This is a genomic window from Enterococcus sp. DIV0170 (genome assembly GCF_051710765.1).
GTDB classification, from domain to species: Bacteria; Bacillota; Bacilli; order Lactobacillales; family Enterococcaceae; genus Enterococcus_A; species Enterococcus_A raffinosus.
This window is the reverse complement of record NZ_JBIOLG010000001.1, coordinates 2780477-2792185: the sequence shown is the minus strand read 5'-3', so window position 1 is coordinate 2792185 and position 11709 is coordinate 2780477. Positions and strand designations below refer to the sequence as shown.

9 protein-coding genes and 1 pseudogene are annotated in these 11709 nt (G+C 38.9%); 5 read left to right on the top strand and 5 right to left on the bottom strand.

What is annotated here, in order from left to right:
* The first annotated feature begins 28 nt into the window (after positions 1-28).
* The 3 genes from IGI50_RS13380 (at position 29) to IGI50_RS13370 (ending at position 1995) form a co-directional block, all read left to right on the top strand.
* Positions 29-580, top strand: coding sequence for a helix-turn-helix domain-containing protein (locus tag IGI50_RS13380; protein WP_438777293.1), 552 nt, complete (start codon positions 29-31; stop codon positions 578-580).
* 16 nt (positions 581-596) lie between these two features.
* Positions 597-941, top strand: coding sequence for a DUF2200 domain-containing protein (locus IGI50_RS13375; RefSeq protein ID WP_438777292.1), 345 nt, complete (start codon positions 597-599; stop codon positions 939-941).
* A gap of 130 nt (positions 942-1071) precedes the next feature.
* Positions 1072-1995: a dimethylarginine dimethylaminohydrolase family protein gene (locus tag IGI50_RS13370; protein WP_438777291.1), complete on the top strand. Its 924-nt coding sequence runs from the start codon at positions 1072-1074 to the stop codon at positions 1993-1995.
* A 198-nt stretch (positions 1996-2193) separates the two neighbouring features.
* On the opposite strand, the gene IGI50_RS13365 is transcribed toward IGI50_RS13370, so the two are convergent.
* Positions 2194-3255 carry a glycosyltransferase family 1 protein gene (locus tag IGI50_RS13365; RefSeq protein ID WP_438777290.1) on the bottom strand — a complete coding sequence of 354 codons (1062 nt, stop codon included), beginning with the start codon at positions 3253-3255 and terminating at the stop codon, positions 2194-2196.
* 410 nt (positions 3256-3665) lie between these two features.
* Between IGI50_RS13365 and IGI50_RS13360 the strand changes: the two genes are divergently transcribed.
* A complete protein-coding gene (locus tag IGI50_RS13360; RefSeq protein ID WP_438777289.1) occupies positions 3666-6860 on the top strand; it encodes a MucBP domain-containing protein in 3195 nt (1064 codons plus the stop codon).
* 251 nt (positions 6861-7111) lie between these two features.
* On the opposite strand, the pseudogene IGI50_RS13355 reads toward IGI50_RS13360, so the two are convergent.
* Positions 7112-7252 (bottom strand): annotated as a pseudogene (locus tag IGI50_RS13355) (type II toxin-antitoxin system prevent-host-death family antitoxin); the annotation flags it as partial.
* 135 nt (positions 7253-7387) lie between these two features.
* On the opposite strand from IGI50_RS13355, the gene metG reads away from it, so the two are divergent.
* Positions 7388-9397, top strand: a complete 2010-nt coding sequence (metG, locus tag IGI50_RS13350) for a methionine--tRNA ligase (protein ID WP_438777288.1) — start codon at positions 7388-7390, stop codon at positions 9395-9397.
* Positions 9398-9442: 45 nt separating this feature from the next.
* On the opposite strand, the gene IGI50_RS13345 is transcribed toward metG, so the two are convergent.
* The 3 genes from IGI50_RS13345 to IGI50_RS13335 are packed head-to-tail and all read right to left on the bottom strand — an operon-like array spanning position 9443 to position 11707.
* Positions 9443-10156, bottom strand: coding sequence for a hypothetical protein (locus IGI50_RS13345; protein WP_438777287.1), 714 nt, complete (start codon positions 10154-10156; stop codon positions 9443-9445).
* Positions 10140-10853: a hypothetical protein gene (locus IGI50_RS13340; RefSeq protein ID WP_438777286.1), complete on the bottom strand. Its 714-nt coding sequence runs from the start codon at positions 10851-10853 to the stop codon at positions 10140-10142. Before IGI50_RS13340 ends, IGI50_RS13345 begins: the two co-directional genes overlap by 17 nt.
* Positions 10850-11707, bottom strand: a complete 858-nt coding sequence (locus tag IGI50_RS13335; protein WP_438777285.1) for an ABC transporter ATP-binding protein — start codon at positions 11705-11707, stop codon at positions 10850-10852. Before IGI50_RS13335 ends, IGI50_RS13340 begins: the two co-directional genes overlap by 4 nt.
* Positions 11708-11709 lie beyond the last annotated feature (2 nt).

Sequence of the window (11709 nt, the reverse complement as noted above, 5' to 3'; positions counted from 1 at the left end):
ATCGACAGTATTCAATTGTTAGAGTAGTTTGGAAGCAATAAATCCAGCTATAGAAGGTGATCAAAAGGAAATTGGCCAACGAATCAAAGTAGAACGTCAGACTGCTAAATGGACACAGGAACAATTAGCAGATAAAATCCTGGTATCAAAACGAACCATCTCAAATTGGGAAACAGGTAGAACACTTCCTGATATAGAAAGTGTGCTGCATTTATCAAAAGTCTTTCAAGTTTCCTTGGATGATTTATTAGTCGAAGATTCGGCTGTGGTAAAAGAAATTCAACGAAAAGAAGAGCTGGCAAATATAGCGGGTCTTTACTATGTAGGGCCTGTCTTGACTGGAATTATTTTGATTCTGATGATGTATCTGCCAGCAAAAATCGTTCATAGCGGCATACTATATTTTGTCACAGCTGCTTCATTGACCAATTTGATAACGTTGTTTGCATTTAAATGGAAAATTGCCCGATTGAAAAACAAAGAAGACAAATTTTACAAAGAAATGAAACAAGTGAAAGTTGTGGAGATATGGATGGTCGTGATTACCTGTATCTTTTTACTCGTATTATATTTTATATAGAAATGGGGACCACGAAATGAGTAAAGTATTCAAAATGAGCTTTGCCTCGATTTATCCAATGTATATCCAAAAGGTTGAGAAAAAAGGGCGAAGCAAGGAAGAACTTGATCAGATTATTTATTGGTTGACCGGCTATGATGAACAAGGATTGCAGAAACAGATCGATCGTGGGGTTGATATGGAGACTTTTTTTGCGGAGGTTCCTCATCTGAATAAAAATGTTGAGTTGATTAAAGGTGTCATCTGCGGGTATCGGGTGGAAGAGATTGAAGATCCATTGATGCAAAAAATCCGTTACCTTGATAAGCTGGTGGACGAACTGGCTAAGGGGAAAAAGATGGAGAAAATCTTACGTAAATAGAAGTGATAACGAGTCTAATAGGCTCGTTTTTTTATATGATAAATCAAGAAAACCCCTTTTTCTATTTTGCGATTTAAGAAAATGATGATCACGTGAATTTATTTTTATAATTCGTTATAGTGGAGATAGGATGATTAATAAATGGCAAGAAGTAAATCAAGCTAAAAAAGGCATGCAGCAAAAATCAACTGAAAGGGAATTGGGTGAAGACATGTATGTAAAGAATGGTACCGGCAGATTAAAAAAAGTTCTTTTATCTAAACCTAAACATGTTAATAAAGCAGAGCAAATTAATGAAATTGCTAAAAAATGGGATTTAAAGCAAATCGATGAAACGTTGATCCAACAAGAATTTCTCCAATTACAAAAACTGTACGAGAAGCTTGGTATTGAGGTGACGGTTGTAGAGACAACAGGGGAAATGCCTCATGCGATGTTTGCCCGGGATCTTGGCGGCTGTGTAAGAGAAGGCTATATATTGGGCAAGTTTAAGCACGCAATTCGAAAGCAAGAAACCAATTTCTTTCAAAAGTCTATGGAGACTGCTGGAGTCCCGATGATTGGACAAATCACTGGAGAGGGTACGTTTGAAGGTGGTGACTTTGCTTTTTTAAATGAAAAGACGATCGCTGTGGGCATAGCAGATCGGACAAATATGGGTGGGGTCATGCAAATTCGTGAATTATTAGAGCCATTAGGTTATTCCGTTCATGCCGTGCAAACGGAGCCCGCATACCTACATTTGGATATGTGCTTCAATTTGGTAACACCTGATATTGCTATCGGCTATAAAGAAGGGCTGCCAGCAGATTTTCTTGAACTGTTAGAAAAATTAGGGATAGAATTAATTTCTGGAGGAGAAGCAGAGATTTTCCACCACGGATACAATGTTCAAGCTATCGGTGACAAAAGAGTGGTCTCCTTAGCCCAAAATAAAGAATTAAATAAAGAAATGAGAAAAAGAGGGATCGAAGTATTTGAATTAGACATCACAGAGTCATTGAAATTAGGTGGTGGTATCCACTGCATGACCTTCCCCTTAAAACGAGAATAAGGAAACAGTGACAAGGTAATTTTTTTTAAACTTATGGCAGTCCATCCCTACCGCAACTATGCTGGTGGGGATAGGCTGCCTTTTTGTTTATATAAAGAACGATTTAACAATAGTTGTGCCATTTTTTGCAAGACAAATAAGCATCAAACCGATGTTGTTTTTTTCATTAAAAAAATTCCTCAGATCACTAACCGCGTATTATTTCCGCTTCTTTCGTTTCCTCGAATTCCTCTTTCCCACTTTTGTCCGCTTCATCAATTCATCATCCTTTTCTCGTTTCTTTTGCTTCGCGCTTTTTGGTTTCTTATAGTTCATAGAAGGGGATTTTTCAGCTGAGAGAGCCATCGGCCTTGGCATCGAGGATTTCTTCTTGGCTGGTGGTTCCTTCACTGCTGCTTGGCTTGCTCCGTTAGCTTGGTCGTTGGTCGAGACTGCGGAACTTTCCGTATCTGGTGCACTATTCTCTTCTTTTTCCTGCTCTAACTCTGCCATTCGTGTGTCGGTTAAGACGACGCCTTCTGGTAACAACTGTTTGACTAGTTCTAGTTTTTCCTCGTCTGTCATTGTATCGACGCTGAAGCTTGTTAACGCTGTCATTTCTGCTTTTGGCTGAGTCTCTGCTTCTATTTCCTCCACCACTTCGCCTTTTCTGATCTTAGGATAACGGGTGCAGTTCATGATATCGGAGTTTTCCAACTTTACAAACCGGCGAATCCCGTCCTTTTCAAAGATCGTTAACGTAGACATTAGTTCCAAGACCGCATCGATCTTGATGGAAGAGGAATGCTTATCGGCATCCTGCAGACTCCAGGTGTGCAGCTTGCCAACAGCGTCTTCAAAGGTGGAGATGATTTTATATTGCTGCCCATCGGTTTCTTCTATCGGGGTTGTTTTACTAAAGACATATTTCTTGCAATCGCTCAGTCGGTTGTTGTAGCGATGGTATTCGTTTTTATTTTTATATAAGCGGTGAGTGACCTGTTCCCACTCCTTGCCGCTGCTGAAATAGTCACGGAACAAGGGACAAGCCTTTCGCAGCACATCAGACGGTTCTGCCGAAAGAAAGATTTCTCGGACTAATTCACTGCAAAAATCTGAGAAATCACTGATGCACAAGCATTGGCGAATCAGCACGGCAATAAGGTATTGGATAACAGCATCCGCGTCCTGTGATTCTTCATAAAATTTCACTATTCTCTTCTGAAGGTTCTCCCTGTGCATTTTAAAAAGTGCGATTTGGCTCAATGGTTTCGTTGGCATACGTGTTCTCTCCTTTTGGGCTAAGATTATTGGTCAATTTTTTTATTCACTTCTCTTCTATGATACACCCAAAACATGCTAAAAATAACTCAAAATTAATTTTATTAAAATAGAAAATGGGTTATTATATGGATTTGTTTTGCGTATAGGGAATATAAAAGAACGATGAATAACGTTTTCTAATATTTTGCATGTGATTATGAATAATATTGCTCAGTTGCTTCTTTCGAAAATTCTGAAAATATATATTTTTATACATCATATGTCTTTCTTGTTTTAATAAATAAAAAATATTAGTTTATACAGAATGTTTATTGTAAAAAATACTCTTGAAAAATAAATGCAGTGCATTTAAAATGAATAACAAACGTTATTTTTTGGTTTTTACAAAAGAGAAAGAGGTATAAATAATGAAAAAGGTGAAGTTGTTTATATTTTTGGTGTTGTCGTTGTGTTTTTCAGTACTCATTGCAACTGGCGAAGAAGCTCATGCAGCAGACATGCATCGGCTATATAATCCTAATTCAGGTGAGCATTTTTATACTGCGACGACAGGTGAAAAGAATCATTTAGTGAAAGTTGGGTGGAGGTATGAAGGGATCGGCTGGATCGCACCTTCTTCTGGCCATGCCGTTTACCGATTGTACAATCCAAATGCAGGGGATCATCATTACACGATGAATGCAAATGAAAAGAATCATCTGGTGAAAGTAGGGTGGAGATATGAAGGGATCGGCTGGTACTCGGATACTAAGATGACCGTGCCGCTTTATCGCGCCTATAATCCAAATGCAAAGGCAGGTTCTCATAATTACACGGTGAATTATGTGGAGCAAAAGAATTTATTGCGTGTTGGCTGGAGAGATGAGGGAATTGCTTGGTATGGGATAAAGAAAACAACGCCAGTCACTAAATATACGGTGACAGTGAGGCATATTGGTTCTGATGGGAAAACCTTAAAGTCGGCAACAACACAGGTTGAAAAAGGAAAATCCTATACCGCAAAAGCTGCAAGCTTCAGCGGTTATACGTTGAAGGGAAGCAGCTCGCAAACTGTTACAGTGAATGGAAATAAGACGATTACCTTCAATTATACAAAGAATACAGTAGCACCTACAAAATACACAGTGACTGTTAAGTATGTGGATATTGCAGGAAAAGAAATAGAAAAAGCCACAACAGCAAGTGTCGAAAAAGGAAAATCCTATACAGCGACTGCAAAAAGTATCGCAGGTTACACAGCCAAGACCCCAACGAGTCAAAAAATAACCGTTAATGGAAATCAAACAGTAACGTTCAAATACACGAAAAATGCAACACCAGGGACTAAATATATAGTGACCGTTAAGTATGTGGATAAGGACGGAAAGAACATCAGACCGGCATCAAGACAAACAGTAGAAGAAGGGAAAACTTTCACAGCAGAGGCACAAGAAATCCCCGATTATACAGTGCAAGGGACCGGCTCTCAGGTAATAAAGTCTGTAAACAAAGATGAAACAATCATATTTGTTTACACTAGTAATTCTATAGTGGAATTCAAGATTACGGTTAAGTATGTAGATGAAGGCGGAAACAGTATAAAGACCGCGACAACACATACGATAGGATACGGGGAACAATTCTCAATGACCGCCCCAACAATCACAGGCTATACAGTAAAAGCAGCGGATAAAACAAAAGATATCGCCTCAGTAAATAAAAATGAGACCGTTACATTTACTTATACGAAGAACAAATATGTGATTACTGCTAAATATGTAGATGAAGGCGGAAACAGTATAAAGAGCACAACAACACAAACTATAGAACATGGGAATCGATTTACAATGACTGCCCCAACGATTACCGGCTATACAGTAAAAGCAGCGGATAAAACAAAAGATATCGCTTCAGTAAGTAAGAATGAAACCGTCACGTTTACTTATACGAAGAACAAATATGTGATTACTGCTAAATATGTAGATGAAGGTGGAAACAGTATAAAGACCGCGACAACACATACGATAGGATACGGGGAACAATTCTCAATGACCGCCCCAACAATCACAGGCTATACAGTAAAAGCAGCGGATAAAACAAAAGATATCGCCTCAGTAAGCAAAAATGAAACTGTTACGTTTACTTATACGAAGAACAAATATGTGATTACTGCTAAATATGTAGATGAAGGCGGAAACAGTATAAAGAGCACAACAACACAAACTATAGAACATGGGAATCGATTTACAATGACTGCCCCAACGATTACCGGCTATACAGTAAAAGCAGCGGATAAAACAAAAGATATCGCTTCAGTAAGTAAGAATGAAACCGTCACGTTTACTTATACGAAGAACAAATATACGATCACCGCTAAATATGTAGATGAAAGTGGAAACAGTATAAAAAACGCAACAACGCATCCGATAGAATATGGGAATCTGTTTTCAATGACGGCGCCAGCAATCACCGGCTATACAGTAAAAACAGCAGATAAGACTAAAAATATCGCCTCGGTAAGTAAAAATGAGACCGTTACATTTACTTATACGAAGAATACACCCGAGAAATATACGATTACGGTCAAATATGTAGATCAAGCTGGAAAAGAAATAAAAACTGCAACGACTGCGAACGTAGAAAAAGGCCAACCTTACTCGATCACAGCGCCTACGATAGACGGCTACACGGTAGTAGCAGCAGATAAGACAAAGAGTATCACATCGGTAAGCAAAGCGGAGACTTTGACAATTAGGTATACGAAGAATGCTATAGAGAAGTATACGATCACAGTGAAGTATGTGGATATTGAAAATAGTCCAATAAAGACCTCGACAACTGCTAGTATAGAAAAAGGTCAACCGTATACAGCTACAGCTCCTACTATTGAAGGTTATACTTTGAAAGGAAATGCGTTTCAAACAATTTCATCAGTGACTAGTGATGCAACAATTACGTTTGTGTATAATAATCTAGCATTTGACAGAATTACTTTACATGCTACAGTTGATGGTAATATTGTGAAATCCGTTACGTTCAAAGTTAAACCTGGTGAAATATTTAATCCTTCATTGGATAAATTGGAGTTAGACCCAAATAAATATGACCTATCTTTAAGACCTCTTTATCCAGTTGTTACAGGGAAAGGAGGAAGAGAACTTAGTTTCGATTTTGAGGTTACACTTTTTAAAAACTATTTAACCGATGCAGAAAAGCAAATTATGAAGGAAACTATTTTGCAAAAAGTTAATGATTTACGAACCAATTTGATAGTCCCTGTAGGCATGTTAACAGAACATTCTACATTAAATACGGCTGCAACAGTACGATCAAAAGAATTGAAAATCCTTTTTGAACATGTTCGTCCGGATACGAGACAATACTATACTGCAATAACAGATGCGGGTTTGGAAATAGGCGGTATTCGAGGAGAAAATATATGGCGTATACAAGGTTCCAGAGAAACTTCAGGGAAAGTAATGGGTGAGAAGGCTTTTGAGAAGTGGAAGGAAAGTTCAGGGCATTATGCAACGATGGTCGATCCTAACTATAATTACATTGGTATTGGTATCTATAATTATGGCAACGATACCTATTGTAGTCTACTAGTTATTAGGAAATAGATCATCAATTAGTAAGAGATTAATTCAGAAAGTCCAGAAGAGATGGCAATTTTTGAGCATCTCTTCCGGATTTTTTTGTGTCTTGTAGTATGATAACAATTTGTTTAAAAGTATGCTTTATAAGTGTCGGGGGTTTATACTATTTGAATTATTTAAAAATGTTTTTGATCGTTCGCAAATTTTAATTATTATCAATCTTCCTAATACTGATTTCTCGTAGTAACATATTAAGGATTATATCTAAATCGTCATCAGCTTTCTTTCGCCCCCTCTACGATTTTTAAGGGTTCAAGGCCTACGGTGAGACGTTCGTATTCGTCTAAGTCAATAATGGCATGTCTTCCGCAGCCATTTTTTGTTAAGATCACTGGCTCGTTAGGTTTGGCTTCTTCTAATAACTTCGATCAGTTCCTTTTTTGATAGTTTTGATAGATAAATAATTGACCAACAAGTAGCAATCCATTTATTAAAAGCTATTAGCTTTTGTGGTATACTACGTAGGAATCTATTTTTAAAGGAGGAGCCTCATGGCAGAGAAAGAAACATTTTATATTACTACGCCTATTTATTATCCAAGTGGCAAACTGCACATTGGGAATTCTTATACAACGATTGCCTGTGATGCGATTGCTCGCTACAAACGCATGATGGGCTTTGATGTGTTTTATTTGACTGGGGTCGATGAGCACGGACAAAAAATTGAAAAGAAAGCCGATGAACTTGGCGTAAATCCACAGGAATATGTGGACAAGATGGCGACGGACATCAAGAAATTATGGAAGACGTTGGATATCAGCTACGACAAATTTATTCGGACGACAGATGACTACCATCAAGCGGCGGTCAAAAAAATCTTTGATCAATTGTTGGAGCAAGGCGATATCTATCTTGGCGAATACGAGGGCTGGTATTCAGTATCTGATGAAGAGTATTTCACTGAAACTCAGCTGGAAGAAGTGTATCGCGACGAAGAAGGCAATGTAATTGGCGGGAAAGCGCCAAGCGGGCATGAAGTTGAATTGGTTCGCGAGGAATCTTATTTCTTCCGCATGAGCAAATACGCAGATCGTCTATTGGAATACTACGAAGAGCATCCAGAATTTATTCAACCGGAATCTCGTAAAAATGAAATGATCAATAACTTCATCAAACCAGGTTTGGAAGATTTAGCGGTATCACGGACAACCTTTAAATGGGGGATCCCGGTTAACGCGAATCCTGAACACGTGGTTTATGTATGGATCGATGCATTGTCAAACTATATCACCGCCTTAGGTTACAGTTCTGATGATGACAGTCTATTCCAAAAATATTGGCCAGCAGATGTTCAAATGGTTGGTAAAGAAATCGTCCGTTTCCACACGATTTATTGGCCAATCATGTTGATGGCATTAGAGCTGCCATTACCGAAAAAAATCTACGGACACGGCTGGTTAATGATGAAAGACGGAAAAATGTCTAAATCAAAAGGAAACGTCGTGTATCCTGAAATGTTAGTTGAACGTTACGGCTTGGATGCGGTTCGTTATTATCTATTAAGAGCGATTCCGTTTGGTTCTGACGGTGTATTCACGCCAGAGGATTTCGTTGCGCGAGTGAATTATGATCTAGCCAATGATTTAGGAAATCTGTTGAACCGTACAATTGCCATGATCAATAAGTATTGTGATGGCGTTGTGCCAGCGTATAAATCGCTAGTGACTGATTTTGACAGCGAATTGTCAACGACAGCAGCGAATGTTGTTAGCCGTTACCGTGAATCAATGGATAAAATGGAATTCAACAACGCGTTGGCAGAAGTTTGGACGTTGGTTTCACGTGCGAATAAATACATCGATGAGACGGAGCCTTGGGTCTTAGCTAAAGATGAAGAACGTAAAGCAGAACTAGACAGTGTCATGGTTCACTTAGCGGAAAGTCTGCGAATCGTAGCTATTCTATTGCAGCCAATCATGACCCAAACACCAAAACGTATTTTTGAACAATTAGGCTTGAATGTGGACATGATGAATTTAGAAAACATTCATTTTGGCGAATTCCCAGAAAATACGAAGGTTACACCAAAGGGTAAACCAATCTTCCCTCGTTTAGACATGGAGGAAGAAGTGGCTTATATCAAAGAGAAAATGTCTGAAGGCAGCAAGCCGGAAGAAGAAAAAATCAAATGGAATCCAGAAGAAACAGAATTGGTTTCTGTGAAGGATAAAGAAATCAAGTTTGATGTATTTGATAAAGTCGAGCTGAAAGTGGCGGAAGTCATGGAATGTAAAAAAGTCGAAGGCGCCGACAAGCTGTTACAGTTCCGTTTGGACGCAGGAGATAAGCAAGACCGCCAAATTTTATCAGGAATTGCTGAATATTACGCAGATCCAGAAAGCTTGGTCGGGAAGAAACTGATCATTGTAGCCAATTTAAAACCACGTAAAATGCGTGGAGAAATCAGCCAAGGAATGATCCTTTCTGCTGAAGCACCAGATGGTACATTGAAAGTGGTAGAAGCACCCGCAGATATGCCGAATGGCGCGATTGTTGGATAGAAAATAGAAGAAGGTCGAAACTCAGAAGGATGAGTTTCGACCTTTTTATGTGCTCAATTTTGTCAGAAATTTTCTAGTGAATAATGCAATCCAAAGGAAGCTGGTAAACACTCCTGCTAAGAAGGAAACGCCAAAATAGTCTTCTCGTGTTAGTTGCCCCAACCAAAAAGTTGGAAGAAACCCAAGGAACCACCGCCATGAATCAAAAATAAACCATGGAATTAGCAGCCCAATCATAGTTATTCCGGTGAGCTTGGAAATCGCCAGACCTTCTACTCGATTCGCTGAAAAAGCGACAATCATCATAGCAACTGCGCAACTAAACAATGAAGCAATAATGGAAATAGCAAAGATTGAGAAAAAAGTAAGAGATGAAAGAGTAAATACAATCCCTAAAAGAATGCTGCAAATGAAACCCCAAAGAGCCGGTATCCCAATTCTTGCTAACAAATAACGTAAACGACCAGAGGGAGTGATTTGATAATAGCTGCTGATTCCCTCATCGCATTCTTCCAATAGCAGAAAGGCGCTGGATGTAGCTAACAGCGTAGGTGCCAGTAGCAGCATTACCCCATCTGATAAAGCATAATAGTTGTCGATGGCTATAAAGAACTGTTGAACTAGAAACTGATTCACTATTGGTAAGAAAAAGCGAAAGGTGACTCCCACTAGAAAAGGAGCCGGAATCAATGCCAGCATAATCGGGTCACGTAACATCACTCGAAAACCAATTGAAAAAACTTTAAGAGTGGCGCGCATAGCTATTCCTCCTTGAAGGATTGATCTTTGAGGTGACACGATGAACTACTAGTACAAATAGGGCGCTTGTCCAAATTGAGAGCCCCAAAATCTTGAAAAGAAACGGCTCATGGACCTTACCAAATAGGTACTGAATTAATTTTAAGACCATTGTTCCCGGTAAAAACTCCGCAAAAGGAAAAGAAATTCCGAACAATGAGGCTATTCCTGGAGTCAAAAGTAACAAGGCTGGTGGAACGCTAAGCATCAAATAACTGTTGACGGTTTTGGCGAAGGTAGCCAGAAGCAATCCCACCAATGTGAAAAAGCAGGAGGAAATAAACACAATTCCTGCTAAAGCAAAGGGATTGATCCAGGTCATAGTGATTGCAGCAATGATTGTCGCAGAACAAGTAGAAACAAGTCCTAAAGAGAGCATCTTTCCTAATACATATTCATAGCCCTTTAAAGGAGAGATTGCCATATAACTGTGCAGGTCTTCTTCTTGTTCAAGCAGCCATATTCCACCAATAAAGAAGTACCCTAAGACAGCTGGATCACTGAGAATAATCAATGATCCAGTCAAACTTCTCAGTACAGGATCATTGATTTGACTGAGTATAAGAACATAAAAAAGCGTAAGAATACCGTAGATAAAATAAAAACCATACCGCATTTGATACTGCATATCTTGTTTAGTAGTCAAAAGGAATCTCATTGCAGCCGCCTTCCTGTCAAAGAAATAAAAACATCCTCCAAACTTTGTTCAATGGAATGAACGCGGATCACTTTTTTTGCTTTGGACATTTCTTGAAAATGAGGATCGGAATATAAGTCATTGACAGGTAGCGTCCGTTGTTCTTCATTATTTTGCTGATTAAGGAACGTATAATGGACCTTATTTTCTTGAACGGAGTGTCGAAAAGCTTTTGGTGAATCTAAGGCCCGAATCTCGCCATCAACGATAAAAGCAACACGGTCGCAGAGTTCTTCAGCATCGTGCATATTATGTGTGGTAAGGATGATCGTCTTTCCTGCTTCCTGTAGCTCTTTGATCATGTCTTTTAGGATCCGAGCATTTGACGGATCTAAACCACTGGTCGGTTCATCTAAGAAGAGTAGATCAGGCTTGTGCAGCAAACAGCGAATAAATCCGAGACGCGTTTTCATTCCTTTGGAAAAACGTGCGACGGGCTTTCGAGCATCCTCCCATAAATTCATTCGACTTAGCAGCGGTTGAGGATCTAATGATTCTTGTTGATATAAAGAAGAAAAATAGGTTAGATTTTCTAAAGCAGTGAATTTACCATAAAAATTGGGGAACTCGAAGTCCACACCTATTTTGTTATAGTAATCTTCGGAAAGCCGCTTCAGTGAGCTATCCATGACAGTCACTTCGCCTCGATAATCAGTCAAGGTGCCGGTCAAAATTTTCTGCAAAGTACTTTTCCCAGCACCGGAAGGACCCAAAAATCCAAAAATTTCCCCTTTTTTGACATCGAAATTGATTTGCTTCAAGGTATCTTGTTTATTCTTTGGATACTGATAAAAAAGATTTTCAACTCGGATCATAA

Excerpts from the sequence above, each read along its gene's own strand:
- IGI50_RS13360 (WP_438777289.1), top strand. The coding sequence starts at position 3,666 with ATGAAAAAGGTGAAGTTGTTTATATTTTTGGTGTTGTCGTTGTGTTTT.
- IGI50_RS13365 (WP_438777290.1), bottom strand. The coding sequence starts at position 3,255 with ATGCCAACGAAACCATTGAGCCAAATCGCACTTTTTAAAATGCACAGG.
- IGI50_RS13335 (WP_438777285.1), bottom strand. The coding sequence starts at position 11,707 with ATGATCCGAGTTGAAAATCTTTTTTATCAGTATCCAAAGAATAAACAA.
- IGI50_RS13370 (WP_438777291.1), top strand. The coding sequence starts at position 1,072 with ATGATTAATAAATGGCAAGAAGTAAATCAAGCTAAAAAAGGCATGCAG.
- IGI50_RS13340 (WP_438777286.1), bottom strand. The coding sequence starts at position 10,853 with ATGAGATTCCTTTTGACTACTAAACAAGATATGCAGTATCAAATGCGG.
- IGI50_RS13345 (WP_438777287.1), bottom strand. The coding sequence starts at position 10,156 with ATGCGCGCCACTCTTAAAGTTTTTTCAATTGGTTTTCGAGTGATGTTA.
- metG (WP_438777288.1), top strand. The coding sequence starts at position 7,388 with ATGGCAGAGAAAGAAACATTTTATATTACTACGCCTATTTATTATCCA.
- IGI50_RS13375 (WP_438777292.1), top strand. The coding sequence starts at position 597 with ATGAGTAAAGTATTCAAAATGAGCTTTGCCTCGATTTATCCAATGTAT.